The sequence below is a fragment of the Mycobacterium sp. TY814 genome (genome assembly GCF_030755175.1).
GTDB lineage: Bacteria > Actinomycetota > Actinomycetes > Mycobacteriales > Mycobacteriaceae > Mycobacterium.
In genome coordinates this window covers 1,313,355-1,332,206 of sequence record NZ_JAUFRY010000001.1, presented here as the reverse complement: position 1 = coordinate 1,332,206, position 18,852 = coordinate 1,313,355, and the positions used below count along the sequence as shown (strand labels likewise).

Genomic DNA, 18,852 nt, shown 5'->3' with positions numbered 1-18,852 from the left:
ACACCATGATCGCCATCGCCGTCATCCTGCTCATCTTCGGCTACGTCTTCGCCATCGCACCCCTCGTCACCCTCGGCTGGATCCTGCTGTTCATCGGCGCAGTGCTACTCGCACTCGGCGCCACCGGACGCCCCGTCCTCGGCCGCCGCTACTGGTACTGATGCCCCCAGCTTGGTCCGGGCCAAGGACCGCAAGCAGCAAGATCACCGGCACCAGAGCATGGCGCAAACTACGCGTCGAAGTCCTCAAGCGAGACCACAACCGCTGCCAAGTCCGCGGCCCTAACTGCATCGGCCACGCCGACGAGGTCGACCACGACCACAACGTCGCGGCCGGTGGCGCCAAGCTCGACCCACGCAATGCCCGCGCCATCTGCGAGCCCTGCCACCGCGACAAGACCCGCGGCGAGAGCACACGCGGACAGAGCGCCTGGAAACGCCAGCCTGAGTCGCACCCGGCCCGCCTGCACCACACCTGACCGGGATACCCCCGGCGGTACACCGCATACCCCCCATGGCATCCACCCCTCCCAGGCGGCAAGGGCGGACGCCGTGGGGTTCTGTGGCTCGGGCTGAGCCTGGGTCTGGCGATTCGGGCACCTTCGTGATCACCTCTGACGAGCCGATATGGCGCTGGGAGGAAAGCCGATATGGCTGCTACACAACGCATTTGCGGGTTCTGTTCGACACCGCTTCCTGATGAGGCCGATATTCGCCGCAGGTACTGCAACGACACCTGCAAGGCAGCGAACTGTTCTGCTGCTGCTCGCCTGGATGGCCGCTTCGAGAAGTGGACTCAGGCAACTGCAGAACGCAAGCGCCAGCCGATGAGAGTCGGCCGATGCGTTGTCTGCGACGACGAGTTCACGTCGAAGTATTCCGGCCGCCGCTACTGCTCGAATCGCTGCGGCGCGAAGGCGTCGTACGAATCGCGGCGGGAGACGGCCGAGTTTTGGGCAGCTCATGCTGAGCACGGGCGTCGTCGGCGCGCGCGGAAGAAGACGGCAGTGGTGGAGAAGTTCACGGCGGCCGAGATTTTCCTGCGAGACAGCTACCGGTGCCACATCTGCCGTAAGAAGTGCCGGGCGTCTGAAGTGGTGCCGAACCCGTTGGCACCGACGATCGACCACCTGATTCCGCTGTCGCGCGGAGGGGAGCACACCCGCGCGAATGTGGCCACGGCGTGCTTTCGGTGCAACTCGGTCAAAGGTGCCCGCGGCGGCGGCGAGCAATTGGCGGTGATCTGATGGCGGGACGTGGACCAGCCCCTACCGAGGCGGGCCGCCTGGCCGGTCATGGTGCTGCGAAGGCGCGCGAGTCCGGCACGGAGAAGATCGATGCCAAGGTCGCGAAGCAGCCACCGCTGCCGTCGTTCACGGTGACGTGGGTTGACGAGGACGGCGTGACGAGGTCGGCGAAGTTTCGGTGGCCGGCGCAGACGCGGTCTTGGTGGAAGATGTGGTCGGAGTCGGAGCTGTCGAAGAAGTTCACGGCGAACGACTGGTCGGAGTTGCTGGACACAGCGCGGCTGCACGCGGCGTATTGGTCCGGTGATCTAAAGGTGGCTTCGGAGTTGCGGTTGCGTACCGCGAAGTTCGGTGCGACTCCGGAGGATCGGGCCAGGTTGGGAATCCAGTTCACGTTCGCCGACCCGGCAGCCAATTCGAAGCCAACTCCCCCCCATGCGACCGGTTCTCGTGCCCGCCGCGGCCCGCTGCGGGCAGTTCCAGATTCGGCGTAGATGCCGTGGAAACCGTCGGTACCCGGGGAGGTGCCGACACTCGGTTACTACGTCCTTGACTGGATCACTGAGAATCTAGCCGCGCCCGGCCGCGACGAGTACGAGCCGTTCGTGCCGTATACCGAGCAGGAAGACTTCATCCTCCGCTGGTACGAGATCGACCCGGAGACAGGCCGGTTCAAGCACCACCGCGGGCTACTCGGGCGGCCGCGTGGCTGGGGCAAGTCCCCGCTGCTCGGGGCGCTCGCGTTGGCGGAAGGGCTCGCTGATGTGGTTCCGGCGGGCTGGGATGCCGATGGGCAGCCTGTTGGTCGGCCGTGGCGGTCGATCAAGACTCCGCTGATTCATATCGCCGCGGTGTCGGAGGAACAGACGGCCAACACGTGGCAGCCGCTGCTTGAGATGGTCCGTAACGGTCCCGCGGTCGACAATTACCCGGGGCTTCGGCCGATGGATTCGGTTGTGTTCTTGCCTCGCGGTGAGATCAAGCAGATCACGACGTCGGCGCGCACCACCAAGGGAGCGCCGATCATCTTCGCGACGCTGGACCAGACCGAGGAATGGGTGCCGTCGAACAACGGTCCCAGGTTGGCGCAGGCGATCCGGACGAACGCGGCGAAGAACGGTGGCCGGACGCTTGAGTCGCCGAACGCGTTCATCCCGGGGCAGAATTCGGTCGCTGAGGCCAGCGCGGCCTATGCCGCCGACATTCGCGATGGGCGCGCCCGAAACCCCGGTCTGCTGTACGACCATCGGGAAGCGCCGGCGGACACCGACATGTGGGATGTCGAGTCGCTAACGTGGGGACTGCGTGTCGCCTACGGCGATTCATCTGCACACCCTGACGGTTGCGTGATTCACGACCCGCCATGCCCTCCTGGGCATTCGGAGCTGGATCCGCTCATCGATCAGGTGTATGACCCGGCGTCGGATGTGCAGCAGCTCCGCGCGGACTTGCTGAATCAGATCACCCACGCCTCCGATTCCTGGGTGTCCGCACCGGAGTGGGGGGCGTGTTTCGACGGCGAGGCGATCGTCGCCGACAAGGACGTCATCGTTCTTGGGTTCGACGGTTCCCGCGGCCGAACGAAGGGCAAAGCGGACGCGACTGCGCTGATCGGTTGCCGGGTCCGAGATGGGCACTTGTTCGAGATCGGCGATCGGTCGGTGTGGGAGCCTCCGCGCGCGGAGATGTCGCGGCGCGATCGCGTGAAGACGGGCGATCAGAGCAGCTGGCAGCCGCCGGTGGCTGAGGTTGACGCGGTGATCCGTATGGCGTTCAGAAAGTACACCGTTGTCGGCTTCTACGCGGATCCGTCTGGTTGGGCTGAGCATGTGGCGAAGTGGGAAGCGGCGTTCGGCGACAAGCTGCACCAGAAGGTGCGCGCGTCAGGGCAGTCGAAGATCGCGGCCTGGCCGCGCGGTAAGGGCGTCAACGCGGTTGAGGCGGTCAAGTCGCTGCATGCTGCGATTGAGCACGGAGAATGCACCCACGATGGGTCTTCGGCACTCACCAGGCACGTACTGAACGCGCGCCGGCGCCAGGTACGGACCGGCTACCTGCTTTACAAGGCGTACCCGGACTCGCCAGACAAGATCGACGCCGCGTACGCGGCTGTCATGGCATGGCAGGCGCGCCTGGACGCAGTCGCTGCCGGTATCGGCAACAGGCGCAAGAAACGTGTGATCACCCGAATCAGATAAGGGGAGGTGGAACGACTTTGACCGCTCCTGCCCCTGTGACTGACCTTGAACCCGAGGAATGGTTTAACCGGATCAACGCGATGTTCACGGCGCCGACGCGGCCGGTGTGGCGGGATCGGATGCCGCGGCCGGCGACGGTGCACAGCCTTGAGGGGCCGGGTCACATTGCCCGGTACTGCACCCCGCGGGACCGATATTTGGACACGTTGTGGTCGTACAAGGTTGGTGATCCGCCGCTGCCGCAGCTCGATCCGGAGTATCACGATGTGTTCCGCGGTGTGTTGCGGAAGGCGCGGTCGAATTATGCGCCGATGTGTATTGCGCCGATGTTGGATCGTCTTGAGTTGCAGTCGGTTTCGACGTTGGTGGATTCGGACACTGATGGCGATGACATGGCCGCCGACATCATGGATGAGACTGGGTTCGCTGCGGTTCTCAAGGACATTTACGCTTTCGAGTTCGCGATGGGCGAGTCGTATGCGATGGTCGTTCCGGGTGTTGAGGGTGGGCCGACGTTGTCGAATGGGCGTCCGGTGCCGTCGATTCATGCGATTGATCCGCGGCGGTGCATCGGGATCCCGGACTGGCAGAACCCCGTTCGGCTGCGTGCTGCTGTGGTGCATCAGTTCGACCCGATCACGCAGGAGAACGTTGCGTTTCTGTTCTTGCCGGGTGAGAAGTGGACGCTGCGCTATCAGGGCGGTATGGGGTTGTGGCAGGCCGACGCAGAGCCGGAGCCGATCGAAGGTCTTGATGCGCTCGGCGGGATTCCGATTGTGCGGTTCGAAAACCTCGACGGGCTGGGCGAATACGAGCCTCACCTGGATCTGTTGGACCGGATCATCGACACGACGCTGCAGCGGATCATCGGGTTCTGGTATCAGGCGTTGCGGCAGCGCGCGCTCGAGGGCGACGAAGACGAAGACGATCAAGACAGCCCCGAATCATCTGAGCCTGTCGACTGGAACAAGATTTTCCGGGCGGGCCCGGGCGCGATGTGGCGCATACCGGCTGGGTTCAAGATCTGGGAGTCGCAGCAGACGGATTTCGGCGGAATACTCAAGGGCAAGCGGGATGATGTTGAGGAATTCGCCGCACTGACCAGCACGCCGCTGCACCTGATCACGCCGGACGCGGCGAATGGTTCCGCACAGGGAGCCGGCCTGATCCGGGAATCGTTGACGTCGAAGGTCCGTGACCGGCGGACCCGTTCGGCGCCGTCGCTGAAGCTGTTGTGGCGTATCGCGTTCGCGTTGGCCGGCGCACAGGACCGGGGCCGGAAGATGCGGCTGCATTGGGGTCCGATTGAGTTCCGGACGCTGGCTGAGATGGGGTCGGCGTCGTCGCAGGCGATGGGCACACTGTCCCTTGAGGATCGGTGCGAGCGGATCTGGAACATGTCTCCGGATGAGACTGCGCGCAATGTGCAGCGGCTGATGGCTGATCAACTGGCTGGGCTGCCGTCGGCGCCGACGTCGTCGCAGTCGGCGGCACCGGCTGCTGCGCCTGCTGCTGCGCCTTCGGCGGCGCCTGGTGTCTCGGCGGCGGCGAATGACAGCGCCAGCCAAACCCAGTAGTTACGCGGAGGCGCTGGCGGCCGCTGAGGCTGTCCAGGCAGCGCGTAGCGCCCCGCCTGATCCCGCCGCGGCGGTGGCGGCAATGTCGGAGCAGATCATCACGGCCAGGGATAGTGCGGCTGCTTGGGCGAAGGCGGCGATCGGCCAGTTGTGGTTGTCGGTGAACCCGTACGACGACGCGCAGGTCCGCGAGTTCACGGTGAAGGCGGCGGGGCTGTTGTCGTCGGCGCAGACTGCCGCAACACGGGTGGCTGCGGCGGGGCAGAGCCAGCAGCTCGCCGCGCTGGGGATCCGGATCACCGGGACACCGTCGAACCCTGTTGATGTGCGCGCGCCCGGTGCGTCGCTCCGGAAGGGTCAGTTGCAGTTACACCGACACGCGGTGACGGTCGATTACGCGGCTGTCGATGGCGTGAAGGTGTCGGCGGCCGATATGACCACCGAAAGTGTGCTGCAGCGCCCGGCCGCGCTGTTCCGGTATGTGCAGTCGCAGGACGGCCTGGACGCCGCGCAGCAGGCCAGCCAGCGACTCGACAGCCTGATCGACGACAACCTGATGCTGGCGCAGCGGTTGGCGCAACAGCAGGTGCTCGCGCAGGCGGTGAACCTGGACGGCGGCGGGCAGCGCGGCCGTAACCGCGTGAAGATCACCGGGTACCGGCGGGTTATCCATCCGGAACTGTCGCGCGGCGGGACGTGTGGCATGTGCATCGCGGCGTCTGACCGGATCTACAAGATCGCCGAACTGATGCCGATCCACGCGCACTGCAAGTGCACGATCGCGGCGGTAACCGAGGACTACGATCCGGCCGATGATCTGAACGCAGTCGATCTGAATGCCTTGTACAAGGACGCGGGCGGTACATCGGTGGCGCATCTCAAGCGCACCCGCTATCAGGTCGACGAGCACGGCGAGCTGGGGCCGGTGTTGGTGCCGCAGAAGAAGTACCGGCCACGAACTGCGCAGTCGGTGAAGAAAGCCGGCGGCACCGGTATCGATCCGGGTGCGAAGCCTGAGTCGAAGGCGGACATAGCGGCCCGGCACCTGCCGCTGCTGAAGAAAAGCCTGGAAGACCTGCGCGCACGCGGTCTGGCTGAGGATTCTCCGCAGGTCACATACCACCTGGCGCAGATCGCGAAGTTCGAAGCCGAACTCGCCAAGTAAAGAACTTCCGCCGATTCCGGCGGGACGCCCGTTATGGGCGAAACACCACCCGATATGGGGAGTTGCATTGTCCACGTTACCTTTTCACCTAACCTCCGGCCTCGGCCTGGCGCAGCCCGTTATGGGTGCACGGACAGGGGGGCGGCGATGAACGGCGAAGGCCAGCAGCAGGCAGCCCAAGACGGCGGCGCCCAGCAGGGCGGCGAGCAGCAGGGCGGCCAAGGGCAGCAATTCGGGGCGCCCGATAAGGGGTTCCCGGAGAACACGCCCGTCGCTGACATGAACCCGGAGCAGCGCGCGAACTACTACAAGCACCAGAATCGTCAAACGGACAACAAGCTGGCAGCGTTCAAAGGTGTTACACCAGAACAGGTTGCGCAGCTTCAGCAGGAGAACGAAAACCTGCGGAACGAAAAGTTGTCATCTGACGAGAAGGCGCTGAACGCGGCGACGAAGAAGGCCGCGGAGGAAGCTCGCGCGGCGGCCGACGCTGAGTGGCGGCCGAAGTACCAGGCTGCTGAGCTGAAGGGCTTGGCGGGCCAGGTGCTCAAGGGTGAGCAACTGAAGTCGTTCATGGCGGTTACGGACCCCGCCAAGTTCGCCGACGAGAACGGCGTGATCGACGAAGACAAGGTGATGGGCCACCTGACAGCCATTTTCGGCACGGGTGGACAGGACCAGCAGCAGGGCCACAACAACGGGCACCAGCAGCGGTCGTGGGGACAGCACAGCGGCGGGACAGGTGTTCCCGCTCGACCCGGCGATGCCGGCAAGGCCGCGGCGGAAAAACGCTTCGGCAAAACCAAAACCCCGTAAGAAAGGACGCACGCTATGTCGACCGACATTTCGTTGCAGACGACGACCTATCAGGTCGGCAACAAGCAGTGGCTCCTGCAAGAGCCCGACGTCAAGCTCAACGTGACCCTGGACATCTCGAAGTTCACGTCGGGCACCCACTACCCGAACGGGTTCATCCCGTCGGGCACCGTCCTGGGCAAGGTCACCGCGACCGGACTGTTCGGCCCGTACGACGCGGCGGCCAGCGACGGCCGGCAGACCGCCTATGGCCTGACCTACGCCGATGTGCGCGCGGTGCGGCAGAACGGTTCGACCGCAGCGAAGGTCGGCACCGGAGCCGTCGTGAACGACGCGATCGTGTCGGTGGGCAAGCTGCCCTTCGCGACCGGCACCGGCATCACCGGTGCGCTCGACGGAACGTCGAACACGGGCACCGTCACCGCTTCAGCCAGCCTCACCGCCGCGAAGGCGGCTGTGAACCAGATCCGTTGGGAGGCGTAACAAATGGCTCTTTTCCTGGACGGCCCTTTGCCGTTGGAAGACACCATCACGTTCACACAGCAGGTGCCGTTGCCGTCGAACAACATGTTCACGCAGATGTTCCCGACGCGGAACTACGACACCGACGAGATCGACTTCGCGACGATCACCAAGACCAACCGGGCTGCGAAGTTCCGGAACTGGGATGGTTCGTTCTGGGTCGCTCCGCGTGACACCGGCGCCGAGAAGCGCGTGCGGATGCTCCCGCTCGGCGGCCAGTTAAGCGTGGGCGAGTACGAGCGCCGGCAGAAGGAAATGGCCCGCTACGGCGGCACCATTCAGAACATCCTGGTCGACGCGATCTACGACGACCTGACAAACCTGACCCGGTACGCCCAAAACCGTGTCGAGCTGGCGTGGGGTGACGTTCTCACCGACGGTGTGCTGACCATCAACGAGAACGGTGTGCAGCAGCAGGTCGACTACGGCATCGCGGGCGGCCAACTGGTCACCGCGGGCACTCTGTGGTCCAACCACAGCGCGTCGACGCCGCTGACTGACCTGATCACGTGGACCGGCGTGTACGCGGCCGTCAACGGGATGCCGCAGGGCCAGTTCAAGACGTCGCTGGCGGTCGTTCAGCATCTGATGCAGAACACCCAGTTGATCAACGCGATCAAGGGCGCCAACACCGGTGTGACGTGGGTGTCGATCGCGGAGATCAACGCGTTCCTGGCCGGCTTCGGTATCCCGCCGTTCGTCGTGCCGACCGACGGTCAGCCCGGCGGCTCGATCTACAACTCGAGCTTCGACGTCGACGGTGCCACCACGGCTGCGTTCCCCGCGAACAAGCTGCTGTTCCTCCCGTCGGATCTGTCCACGCTCGGCTTCACCGCATGGGGCGTCCCGACGACGTCGATGGAGTTGAACGCCAACAACGTTCAGGTTCAGTCGGCGCAGGGGATCATCGGCATCCTGGTCCGCGAGGAGCAGCCGCCGTTCCGCAAGACCACGTTCGTCGACGGCGTTGTGCTGCCGGTGCTCGCGGACCCCCGCAAGATCCTCGTCGCAACAGTCGCATAAGGAGAAGCTGAAATGGCAACCAATCAAAGCGATTTCGCGGTGTACGTGACCGACAAGAAGGGCAAGCAGCACTGCCTGCTGCCCGGTGACGAGATCCCGTCGTGGGCGGGCAAGCAGATCACCAACCCGTATGTTCTCGGCGTCGACCCCGACGCGGAGGACGACGAGCCGGGCACCGACGGGCCGCCGCCGCAGTCCGGGCGCGGTTCCAGCCGCGACGCGTGGGCGGCCTACGCCGAATCCCACGAAGTCGACGTGGAAGGCAAGGACCGCGACGAGATCATCGCGGCCTGCCAGGAAGCCGGTGTCCCGGTCGAATGACCGACCCCACCGGCGGCAAGTTCGCCACCCAGGATGATGTCACCAGCCGGTTCGAAGGCGATTTCCCTTCGAACCGGCTGGCCTGGGTAGTGAAGCGGATCATCGACGTCGAAGACGAACTGATGTTCCAGGTGCCGTCGCTGCGCAAGGACGCCGCGGCCATCGACGCCGAGTCCGAAGCCGCCGGCGACCCCGATCGGCGGCAACGGGTAGTGCGGCTGGTCGCCGATAAGGTGCTCGACCTGTACCGCCACCCCGACGGCGCGAATCAGTTGACGCGCACCATGCCCGATATCACGGTCAGCCGCACCTTCGGGGCAGATCCGACGCGCGGACGCGTGCAGTTCACCTCCGACGAGCTGGACCGCGTGCGGCTGCACACCCGCCGAACAAAGTTCGGCACCATCACAATTCAACCTCCGCCCTACAGCATCCGCCCATGATTCCCGCCGACGAGATGACCGGCGACGCAAGGTCACTCGTCGCGGAACTGCTCGAGCTGCGCGGCCAGCCGATCGCGCTGACACCGGTCGCCGCCGGGGCCGGGGCTGAGGGGCGGGGTAGGGATTACGCGCCCGCGGCTCCACGTCCGGCGCAGGTGTTCGCGAAGTTCAAGACCAGCGGACTGGACGGTGCTGAGCATTCTCAGACCGATCGCGGCACGTCGCGGAAGTTTCAGTTCGACATGATCGGCGCCTACGACGCGGTGATCGGTGAGGGTGACACGTGGGAGGACGACGCTGCCAGCTACGAAGTGCAGGTTGTCGACCGCACCCAGCCCTACCAGGTGAAGGCGACGGTGACGGCATGGCTGAAGGTGGCGGGGCACAGCTTTGGCTAAGTCCTTCGGCCGCCTGACGGAGTTGAATCGCGGCCTGATCAAGTTGCGCGGCAACGTGTCCGAGTTGAAGGACGACTACGAACGGACCATCAACACAGTCATGGGTTTGACGGCGGTCGACGGCACCGCCTACATGAAGCAACACGCCCGCTGGCGTGACGACACCGGTAACCGCAAGGACCGGATTCCCGGGGCGGCCCGGGCTGGGCTGAAGACGGTTCCGGAGCTGAAGGGCTCCCACAAAACAATCTGGTTCCTGCACGGCGTCGATTACGGGATCTGGTTGGAGATCAAGAACAACGGCAAGTGGCAGATCATCATGCCGGCCGTCGCGGAGATGGGTAAGCGGATGATGAAGAACCTCCGCGGCTCGCTGTCGCAGGTTCGGAAGAACGCCGGATAGATGGCGCGCGACGCGGTTTGGACGCTGCTGAACGCCGACGCCCGACTCGCGGAGTTGGGCGGGGCCGGGTTCATGGTGATCGAGCAGTACGCCACTGATCAGCGGCCGGATGCGGCGGCGTTCATCGTGATCTGCTGGCGGCACACCGATTTCAGCGAGGAAATTCAGGCGAACGCCGAGCGGCACTTCGAGTTGTATGTGCATATCCCGGTGAAGGTGTCGACGCGGTTCGGGCGGATCGACGACATGATCGACCGCTGCGACGAACTGTTCAGGTCCGTCGAAGACTCCACGGATCCCGTTGTCGGTGAGGACGGCTGGCAACTGGACTACGTCGGGTTCGAGGGCCGCGGCCTGGATTTCGAGGACGAGGGCTACCAGACGATCTGTAAGTCGGCGTCGTATATGGCGTTGGCCAGCAAGGTAATTGCACCCTGACGCGGGTGCGGAACCATCAGGAAGGGACAACGGTAATGGCAGCAGGAACCCCCCGCAGCGGCGGCAGCACTCCGCCGATCGAGTCGCCCGAGGGCGCGGCGCCGGCGGTGTCGGAAGACGAGAAGGTCGCAGCGCAGGCGCAGGCCGCCGAGCAGAAGGCCGAGCCCGGCGACCCCAGTGAGCGGTTCGTGCAGTACGTGGTTCCTTTGCGCGCCGCGCAGCAGGTGGTGTCGCGGCCGAGCGGCTTCCAGGGCGACGGCAGCCCCGCTTCCCGGGTGGGTGTGGCGTCGGCGGAGACCACCATCACCCCGCAGCACTGGAACGCCGTCGGTATCCCCGCGAGTGAGCCGCTGGTGTGGAACTTCGACAACAACTGGCGGATCCCGGTGTCGCGGCTGTCGGAGCTGCAGTTGAACTACCTGCTCAAGGACGACCGCAAGTACAACGGTGTGCGGTTCGAGCTGGTCGACGGCGCCGGCAACAAAGTCGACCAGTAGCCCCGTGCAGCCGCAGCCCAACAGCCCCGAGGACGTCGTTGATGTCCGCTGCCAGGGCGGGCTGCATTTCAAGGTGGTCGACGGCGACACCGTCGAAGTGAAGTGCAGGCATTGCAGCGATAAGGATTCCGTTGTCCTGCACCGCTATTCGCTGCCGGATTTCACCCCGCAGAAAACGATCAGGTTGAAAGAACTCAGAGGCCGTGGAGCCCGTTCCCCCCGAAAGGAAACCCCTTAAATGGTTGCATCACTTGGGAACCCGGACACCAAGCCTTACGGTCTTCACCGGCTGTGGATCTGCGGTTACACCGACACCGACGGCACGATCCTGGCCGAGACGGCCTACCGGTTGCCGCTGGCGCGCACGCTGGCGTTCACCGAGAACGAGGACAACGACACCCTCGACGGCGACGACAAGGCGTCCGTCGCGATTCAGGGCAAGGGCGCCACGGTGTCCGGCACGCTCGAGGGCGGCGGCCTTGACCTGACGACGCTGGCGATCATCACCGGCGCGCAGCTCATCGAGTCGGGTGTCGGGCCGACGCTGAAGCGGACGCTGCGTAAGCGCGGCTCCGACCAGCGGCCGTACTGGCGGGTCGAGGGTCAGGTCATATCCAACGGCGGCGGCGACAACGTCATCCGCATCTTCCGCTGCAAGGCCAACGGCAAGATCGCGCTCGACTCGAAGTACGGCGCGTTCATGATCCCCAGCATCGACTTCATGGGCACGCCGATGCCCGGCGAGGACGCCGACTACCTGTGGGAGATCGACTACAACGCGACGAAGACCACGCTGGGGTCGACTCCGTCGCCGAACCCGCTGCCGATCCCGATGAACCTGACCGTGGGCACGATCACCGCGACATCGGTGGCTCTGTCGTGGACCGACGTGCCGACCGCGGACAGCTACAAGGTGCAGCAAGCCGTTTCGCCGTTCACATCGTGGACCGATGTGACGTCCGGGCGCGGCGGCGAGCCGACGACCCCGAACACCACGGTCACCACCCTGACCACTGCCACGGCGTACAAGTTCCGCGTCGCGGGCGTGTTCGGTTCGACCACCGGCGAGTACTGCTCGCCCGTTTCCGCCACCACGTCGTAACCGGCGGCGGTACCCCCCATCCATTGAGCCCGTAGGAGGCCGTGATGACATCACCAATCGAGAAGCAGCAGAAGATCACATCAGTCCCGGCAGGCAAGAAGCGGGACTGGTGTTGCGGAACCCTGGTCACGGGCCCGCACGTCGCGGGTTGCGCGTACGAGCCTCGCGACACCCGAGCTGCTGCACCGGAGCCGCCGGCCGCCGACCCCCAGCCGGGGCCGGCGCCGGCGGCTTCGCCTGCGTCCGAGGCACCCACGCCCGCGCCGCGGCCGCGCGTGTACGGGTTCCGCAAGCGCCCGGAGTTCGACGTCGACCTGCCGTCCGGCGCGCTGGTCCGGGTACGGCAGTTGACCATGACCCAGGTCATCGAACTCGGCGTACTCAACATGAAGGACTCGTTCGCCGCTGAACTGTTCCAGGGCGTCGAAGACGACGGCGGATTTTCCCCGGAGGCGTTGCACAGCGCGGAAGCGGCGCTGCAGGATGCGGAGAGCCGCGAGAAGCTGTTCGGCCCGCTGAACCGTATCACCGCCGCCGCGGTCGTCTGCCCGACGGTGGTGCTGGTCGGCTCGACGACCGATGAGCAGATCAACGTCGAGGAAATCGATCTGGTCGACAAGCGGATCATCTTCGAATACGCCATGCCTGATGAGATGAAGACTGCTGCGTTGGAGGCGCAGCACGACGCGCTCAAAAGGGTACGCCCGGAACAAGCCGCTGGTCTGGGAAGTATGGGAGACGGCGAAGACGTTCGGGACGCTTCCGAGTGAAGTCGCGATATTCGACTGTGAGCTAACCGAATTCAGCAAATTTTGCTTCAACCGTGATGTGGCCGCGTTCGGGCAGGCGGTGCAGACGAAGGTTCAGAAGGCGGCGACGTCGAGCAATCCGGTGATCGCGCAGACGCAGCGTCAGCGTGAGTTCGAACGAATGATGGGCGGTGACATGGACATTTCAGCGACTGGCTTCGCCGATCCGAGTGAGGCGGAGTCTCCGTATGTGCGTGTCGTCGGGGAGAACCCGGCCGACCCGGACGAAATCGCGCTCGGCGACGGCTGGATGATCTGACATGCCTACACGGCCTATCCCGGTGGAGCAGAAGTTCTGGCAAAAGGTGGACAAAGACGGCCCGACCATGCCGGGGATGGACACCCCGTGCTGGGTTTGGACAGGTTGCGCACCCGAGGTCAGCCCAGGCTCCCGGTATGGCCAGATCAGGGTGAACAACAAGACCTGCTATGCACACCGCGTCGGCTATTGGCTTCAGACTGGTGAAGATCCAGGCAGGTTGGAAGTTGACCACCGTTGCCATAACAAGTTGTGTGTCAGGGGAACTCATCTTCGCCTAGCGACGCGCTCGCAGAACAATCAGAACCGACGAGGTGCCCGGCGCGACAACCGCTCATCCGGTGTCTTGGGCGTTTACTGGCACTCCAAGCTGTGCAAGTGGTACGCCCGCGTCGGCCACAACAACGAGGACCACTATCTCGGTGTCTTCGATTCGGTCGAAGCGGCTGAGGCAGCTGTAATCGCGAAGCGGTGTGAATTGTTCTCGCACAACGACAGAGACCGTATCGCAATGCCGATATTGAGCGAAAAGGCCTGCTAGATGCCAGATTACAACCTCGGTAGGGCTTATGGAAAAATTGAGATCGACTACTCAGGTGATGGCGCGGATCGGGCGGCCGAAGGGCTTGACAAGGTCATCGTTTCGTCGGAGAAGGCTGATACGTCGCTGTCGAAAACGCAGCGGACGCTGTCGGATACCGATAAGCAGATGCAGACGTCGGGGAACTCGGCGAAGGCGTACGAGGCGCGGCTGAACGAGGTCCGTCAGGCCAGTGAGAACGTCGCGCAGGCGGAGCGTAATCACCAGCAGGTGCTGCTGAACTCGAAATCCACGATGGACGACATTGAGCGTTCCTACAAGCGGGTTGAGGAAGCCAAGCAGCGGCATGTGCGGGCGACCCGGGATGAGCGGGACGCGCACCGTGCGCTCAACGATGAGCTGAACATCGGCGGGCGTGTGATGAATGCGTTCCGCGACATCATCCCGAACGTCAACGCGAAGCTGACTGAACTCGGGACCACCCACACCGACGTCGCGAACAAGTCGAACGCGTTGGCGAAAGTCCTTGGCGTCACCGGGAAAGTGGTGTCGTTGCTGGGCCCGGAGGGCCGCGCGGCCGGGGTGGGTCTCGAGGTCGCCGCGAAGGGCATGGATAAGTTCGCCAGCAGCGCGTCCAGCGGCGGCAACCATCTGAAGAACTTCATCGCCGACATCGCGAAGTTCGAGGTGGCGTTCGGCAAGATCTCCGGGCTGACGCTGGGCCTGCCGTCACTCGGCGGCCTGGCCGGGCTCGGCGGCGCGGCTGGCGCGCAGGGCATCATCGAAATCGTCGACGCGGTCCGCCAATTGTCCGGGCTGCTCGGCCTGCTGCCCGCGGCGATCTCGGGGGCTGCGTTCTCCATCGGCACGCTGAAGATCGCGTTCCGCGGTGTCGGCGACGCCCTGAAAGACATGATGGCCAATGATCCGAAGAAGTTCCTTGAGGACATCGCGGACATGGCGCCGGCGGCGGCGCAGTCGATGCTGCAGATCGCGCAGTTCCGCGACATGTTCAAGCTCGGCGCGGGTGCGGTGCAGCAGTCGTTCTTTGAGAAGATCGCCGCCGATATCGCCCCGTTGATCCAAAACTGGTTCCCGGCGGTAACGTCGGCGATGTCGCAGGTGGCTGGCATCTTCGGTGACTTCGCGCACCAGTTCGCGGGGATTTTGCAGCAGCCGGCGACGATGGCGGCGTTCACCACATTCACCGACAACCTCGCGGCGGGTTTGAAGGCGTTGCAGCCTGCGATCGCCCCGCTGATGGGGGTGTTCACGCAGTTGGTGACGGTGGGGTCGTCGTTCTTTCAGCAGATCGGCGGCAACATCGCGCAGTTGGCGCAGCAGTTCGGTGACTTCATCAACCGGTCGGCGGCCAACGGGTCGTTGCAGGCGTGGATTCAGACCGGTATCAACGCGTTTGGGCATCTGGTGAACATCGTGGAGAACGTGGCGTCGGCGTTCAACACGGTGATGACGATGGCCGACCGGTTCGGCGGCGGCGGGCTGCTGGGCTGGTTGGACAAGGTGACGGCGGAGTTTGACCGGTGGACGCAGTCGGCGGAGGGTCAGTCGACGCTGACGAATTTCTTCCAGACGTTGCGGACGGCGACGGATGCGTTCGTGCCGATGCTGAAGCCGTTGGTGCAGGGTTTGGCGTCGCTGGCCGAGGCGTTCGTGAAGCTGGGTATCGGGATCGCGCCGGGCTGGCAGACGTTCTTCGACACGTTCCGTGATTCGATGGCGCAGCTCGGCCCGCAGATTGTGGCGATGGCGCCGGCGTTGAACACGTTCCTGACGGGGATGGCGCAGGCGTTCTCGCAGTTGATGGCGCAGGTTGGGCCGCAGTTGCCGCAGATTTTCCAGACGTTGGCGAACGCGTTCGTGGCGTTGTTGCCGCAGTTGCCGCCGTTGGTTGATGCGTTCCTGCGGCTGGTGCAGAACGTGGGCCCGCAGTTGCCGACGCTGTTCCAGGCGGTCACTGATGCGCTGAATGCTTTGGTGCCGCTGCTGCCGGTGATCATTGAGTTGACGCGCGAATTCGTTTCGGTGATCACGAAACTCGTTGAGATCATCGGCACCGTCATCGACGGCATTCGCGGCTTGAACGACGCGCTGGGTAAGGATCTGCCGCAGGCGATCCGCGGGATCTGGGACGCGTTCACGAACTTCATGGGTGATTTGCCGAACAAGGCGATGGACTGGGGCAAGAACATTGTCCAGGGGCTGATTCGCGGCATGCTCGACTCCGGCGGCCTGGGTGGGCTGGGTTCGGCGGCGAACTCGATCGTGGACCAGATCGCGCAGTGGTTCCAGCAGTCACCGGCCAAGGTGGGCCCGTTCTCCGGGTCTGGTTACACGAAGGTCCGTGGCCGGATGATGGTCGAGGACATGGCCGCCGGTATGGCGTCGGCTCAGGGGGCGGTGTCGGCGGCGGCCGCGGCGACGGCGGATGCGGCGGCGGGCGCGATGTCGGCCGGCACCGCCGGCGCGGCCGGAGCCGGGCGGCGCGCGGCGTACGCCGGCGGCGCTGAAGGTCTCGGCGGGGCGCTGCTGCCCGACAACATCGCCGGCGCCGACACCAGTATCCTGTCCGCTTATCTGCGGCGCCAGTTCCCCGAGAACCGCGGCCTGAAGGGGCTGGCGAAGGATCTCGGCGCGTTGGTGCAGAGTTTCCAGTCGGGCACGAATTTCCTGATGCAGTACGGCGTTCAGCAGGTGTTGCAGACGTTGACGTCGTTGCCGGGTGGTAATCAGCAGGCGTGGCGGAAGATGTCTCCGGAGGCGTTCGCCCGCCAGCAGACTGAGGATCTGATACGTAAGGCGGGGCAGCGGGGACCGTCGTGGAACGACGTTCTGGGCACCGGCGGCCCGGCAAGCGGTTTGGCGGGGCATTTGGCGCCGATCGACGTCACCGCGTCCTCGTCGAAGGAGCAGATTCAGCAGGCCATCATTGCGGCGGGGAAGGCGCGCGGCCTGGACGATGCGGCGATTCAGACGGCGCTGGCGGTCGCGGCCGCCGAATCCAGCTTCAACCCCACGTTCTCCGGTGGCGTGCAGGGCAGTGCCGGTCTGGTGTCTGGGTTGTTCCAGCAGTCGCCGTCGTCGGGCTGGGGGACGTTGGATCAGGTCAACGACCCGAAGTATGCGATCAACGCGTTCTATGACGCGTTCACCAGGGAGTTAGCGAAGAACCCGGGTAATCCGCTGTTGGCGGCGGTGCTGACGCAGAACCCGCAGTTGGGGTCCGGCGCTCAGGGCTCGAAGTACATGCAGGACGTGATGAACCAGCTCGGGCTGGCGAAGCAGATCATGGGTCAGCAGCCGACGTGGCCGCAGGTTACCGGCGGCACCGGTGCCGGCCCGGCGCCCACCGTGCCGCCGATCGCAGTACCACCTACGACGCAGGGCGGGATCGGCTTGAATCCGGCGTCGCAGGCCACTCGGGTGCCAAACGCGCCGAACGTGGAGGCCGGTATCCGGGCGATCGGCGGCCTGCCCACCCTGTATCCGACCAGCGGCCCGAACGCCTACCAGGTGCCGCAGTGGGCGCAGGAGCTCGCTGCCGCGTTCAACCTGACTGCGTCGACGTACGCCACCGGTGACAGCCTGCACCAGATGGGCTACGCGTTCGACTTCAACGACCCGGCCGTCCCGAACGGGCCGTCGGCTAACAAGGAAGCGTTCGCACAGTTCATCGCGAGCGTGCTGGGCCCGCAGACGCTGCAGTTGATCTATCGCGGCCAACGGGACTACGGCATCGCCAGCGGCCAAGACGTGTCTGGCAGTGGGTATTACGCGGGGGATCTGTCCGGCCACACCAATCACGTTCATTGGGGCACTGACGTTCCCGTCCTGTTGAACGGCCAGGTCCCGCCGGGGTCGATGGCTGGTGCTGCGACTGGGCTGGGTAACGCGAATCTGCTGCTGCCGTCGGGCAGGCAGCTCGATCAGCTTGTCGATCCCAGCGGCAAGACGATGACGATCAACCAGCAGCAGTTGCAAGCCTATTTGCAGGGCAACCCGGCGCTGGCGTCGCAGATCAACGCCGCGCAAACCCCCGGCGCCGGGGACCAGGCAGTGCTCGGCGCGCTCAACGGCATCGACACCACCATCGCCGGGCTGCGCGCCCAAGACGCGCTCGGGAACCAGAACCTCATCCAGTCGTTGCAGTCGACGCAGCAGCAGATCGCGCAGAACCAGGGGTTCGCGCAGGGCCCGAACGCGATGCAGACGTTCTCGTCGTTCATGGGTGGCGCGTCGAACGTGGTCAGCAGCGTCCTGCAGGCCGTCCAGGGCGGCCTCGACAGCCTGGCGGCGACCCAAGACATCGCCGACAGGCTCGTCTACGGCGTCCGCAATACCGAGGACGTCAACAAGATCATCGACAATGTGCAGAAGTACATCACGTTCGCCTCGCAGGTCGCCCAAGCGACCGGCAGCGTGTTGTCGATGATCGGCGGTCTAGTCGGCGCCGGCGGCTCGGGTGACCCCTCTGGTGGGTCGCAGGGGGCGGCGATGGCGTTGTCGGCGGCCGGGCAGATCGCGCAGATGATTTCGGGGATCCTGCAGGGCGTGAACGCGGCGATCGATTTCGGGCAGCAGGTGTATCGCATCGCGGGAACGTATGTGGGTCGGTTCTTGTCGCAGTTGACTGCTGGCGCGTTGGGGACGCCGTTGATGGGTGATGTTCGGTTCCTGCTGAACAAGAACACCGGGCAGTTGATCTCGTACTCGCAGGACAATCCGGGGAACCAGAACGTGCAGAACGTGCCGTCGTGGATGAACGGGTTGTACGACTTCAGAGGGGGTGGTAATGCGAATCCTGGTGTGGGTGAGTTGAATATCTACGCTGGCCCGGGCCAGTCGCCGTACGACATGATGTCTGAGGCGATGTGGCTGGTGAACACTGGCGCCACCGCCGGCGCCCTGGCCCCAGCCAACTTTTGACATGACGACGACATCCGCGATGGGGTCTCAAAATGATTGAAATGCGTTGGTGTGGAGAACAATACCCGGATTGGCATGCAGATAGTGAGGGCCGCGTCTACCGATGCGGGGTAGAGGTAAAGCCATACTCGATCGACAACGTGTTAG

General features: G+C 64.7%; 21 protein-coding genes. 20 read left to right on the top strand and 1 reads right to left on the bottom strand.

What is annotated here, in order from left to right:
• Positions 1 to 5: 5 nt before the first annotated feature.
• The 3 genes from QXH22_RS05710 to QXH22_RS05700 all read left to right on the top strand — a co-directional run bounded on the left by QXH22_RS05710 (position 6) and on the right by QXH22_RS05700 (position 1,246).
• Positions 6 to 161, top strand: a complete 156-nt coding sequence (locus QXH22_RS05710) for a hypothetical protein (protein WP_306241637.1) — start codon at positions 6 to 8, stop codon at positions 159 to 161.
• On the top strand, positions 161 to 478 hold the full coding sequence (locus QXH22_RS05705; protein ID WP_306241636.1) for an HNH endonuclease: 318 nt from the start codon (positions 161 to 163) through the stop codon (positions 476 to 478). Before QXH22_RS05710 ends, QXH22_RS05705 begins: the two co-directional genes overlap by 1 nt.
• Before the next feature lie 171 nt (positions 479 to 649).
• Positions 650 to 1,246 carry an HNH endonuclease gene (locus QXH22_RS05700; protein WP_306241635.1) on the top strand — a complete coding sequence of 199 codons (597 nt, stop codon included), beginning with the start codon at positions 650 to 652 and terminating at the stop codon, positions 1,244 to 1,246.
• A gap of 46 nt (positions 1,247 to 1,292) precedes the next feature.
• Here the strand turns inward: QXH22_RS05700 and QXH22_RS05695 are convergent, their stop codons facing one another.
• Entirely contained in the window at positions 1,293 to 1,640 is a 348-nt protein-coding gene (locus tag QXH22_RS05695; protein WP_306241634.1) for a hypothetical protein, read from the bottom strand.
• 100 nt (positions 1,641 to 1,740) lie between these two features.
• Here QXH22_RS05695 and QXH22_RS05690 point away from each other — a divergent pair, with 100 nt between their 5' ends.
• The 17 genes from QXH22_RS05690 (at position 1,741) to QXH22_RS05610 (ending at position 18,705) form a co-directional block, all read left to right on the top strand.
• Entirely contained in the window at positions 1,741 to 3,444 is a 1,704-nt protein-coding gene (locus tag QXH22_RS05690) for a hypothetical protein (protein ID WP_306241633.1), read from the top strand.
• A 35-nt stretch (positions 3,445 to 3,479) separates the two neighbouring features.
• Entirely contained in the window at positions 3,480 to 5,021 is a 1,542-nt protein-coding gene (locus QXH22_RS05685; RefSeq protein WP_306241632.1) for a hypothetical protein, read from the top strand.
• A gap of 82 nt (positions 5,022 to 5,103) precedes the next feature.
• The gene (locus QXH22_RS05680) at positions 5,104 to 6,186 is read left to right on the top strand and encodes a hypothetical protein (RefSeq protein WP_306241631.1); all 1,083 of its coding nucleotides are present in this window, start codon (positions 5,104 to 5,106) and stop codon (positions 6,184 to 6,186) included.
• Between the two features lie 147 nt (positions 6,187 to 6,333).
• A complete protein-coding gene (locus tag QXH22_RS05675) occupies positions 6,334 to 7,002 on the top strand; it encodes a hypothetical protein (protein ID WP_306241630.1) in 669 nt (222 codons plus the stop codon).
• A 15-nt stretch (positions 7,003 to 7,017) separates the two neighbouring features.
• Entirely contained in the window at positions 7,018 to 7,485 is a 468-nt protein-coding gene (locus QXH22_RS05670; RefSeq protein WP_306241629.1) for a head decoration protein, read from the top strand.
• Positions 7,486 to 7,488: 3 nt separating this feature from the next.
• On the top strand, positions 7,489 to 8,547 hold the full coding sequence (locus QXH22_RS05665) for a major capsid protein (RefSeq protein ID WP_306241628.1): 1,059 nt from the start codon (positions 7,489 to 7,491) through the stop codon (positions 8,545 to 8,547).
• Between the two features lie 12 nt (positions 8,548 to 8,559).
• Positions 8,560 to 8,868 carry a hypothetical protein gene (locus tag QXH22_RS05660; protein WP_306241627.1) on the top strand — a complete coding sequence of 103 codons (309 nt, stop codon included), beginning with the start codon at positions 8,560 to 8,562 and terminating at the stop codon, positions 8,866 to 8,868.
• Positions 8,865 to 9,311 (top strand): hypothetical protein, encoded by a 447-nt coding sequence (locus tag QXH22_RS05655; RefSeq protein WP_306241626.1) that lies wholly within the window; start codon positions 8,865 to 8,867, stop codon positions 9,309 to 9,311. The genes QXH22_RS05660 and QXH22_RS05655 overlap by 4 nt, the downstream gene beginning before the upstream one ends.
• A complete protein-coding gene (locus QXH22_RS05650; RefSeq protein WP_306241625.1) occupies positions 9,308 to 9,709 on the top strand; it encodes a hypothetical protein in 402 nt (133 codons plus the stop codon). Before QXH22_RS05655 ends, QXH22_RS05650 begins: the two co-directional genes overlap by 4 nt.
• Complete coding sequence (locus tag QXH22_RS05645) at positions 9,702 to 10,112, top strand: hypothetical protein (RefSeq protein ID WP_306241624.1); 411 nt, start codon at positions 9,702 to 9,704, stop codon at positions 10,110 to 10,112. The genes QXH22_RS05650 and QXH22_RS05645 overlap by 8 nt, the downstream gene beginning before the upstream one ends.
• The gene (locus QXH22_RS05640; protein WP_306275119.1) at positions 10,113 to 10,550 is read left to right on the top strand and encodes a hypothetical protein; all 438 of its coding nucleotides are present in this window, start codon (positions 10,113 to 10,115) and stop codon (positions 10,548 to 10,550) included.
• A gap of 35 nt (positions 10,551 to 10,585) precedes the next feature.
• The gene (locus tag QXH22_RS05635; protein WP_306275118.1) at positions 10,586 to 11,047 is read left to right on the top strand and encodes a hypothetical protein; all 462 of its coding nucleotides are present in this window, start codon (positions 10,586 to 10,588) and stop codon (positions 11,045 to 11,047) included.
• A 238-nt stretch (positions 11,048 to 11,285) separates the two neighbouring features.
• On the top strand, positions 11,286 to 12,149 hold the full coding sequence (locus QXH22_RS05630) for a fibronectin type III domain-containing protein (RefSeq protein WP_306275117.1): 864 nt from the start codon (positions 11,286 to 11,288) through the stop codon (positions 12,147 to 12,149).
• A gap of 44 nt (positions 12,150 to 12,193) precedes the next feature.
• Positions 12,194 to 12,919 carry a hypothetical protein gene (locus tag QXH22_RS05625; protein WP_306275116.1) on the top strand — a complete coding sequence of 242 codons (726 nt, stop codon included), beginning with the start codon at positions 12,194 to 12,196 and terminating at the stop codon, positions 12,917 to 12,919.
• Between the two features lie 58 nt (positions 12,920 to 12,977).
• A complete protein-coding gene (locus tag QXH22_RS05620; RefSeq protein ID WP_306241619.1) occupies positions 12,978 to 13,217 on the top strand; it encodes a hypothetical protein in 240 nt (79 codons plus the stop codon).
• 22 nt (positions 13,218 to 13,239) lie between these two features.
• Complete coding sequence (locus QXH22_RS05615; RefSeq protein ID WP_306275115.1) at positions 13,240 to 13,758, top strand: HNH endonuclease signature motif containing protein; 519 nt, start codon at positions 13,240 to 13,242, stop codon at positions 13,756 to 13,758.
• A complete protein-coding gene (locus QXH22_RS05610; protein WP_306275114.1) occupies positions 13,759 to 18,705 on the top strand; it encodes a hypothetical protein in 4,947 nt (1,648 codons plus the stop codon).
• Positions 18,706 to 18,852 lie beyond the last annotated feature (147 nt).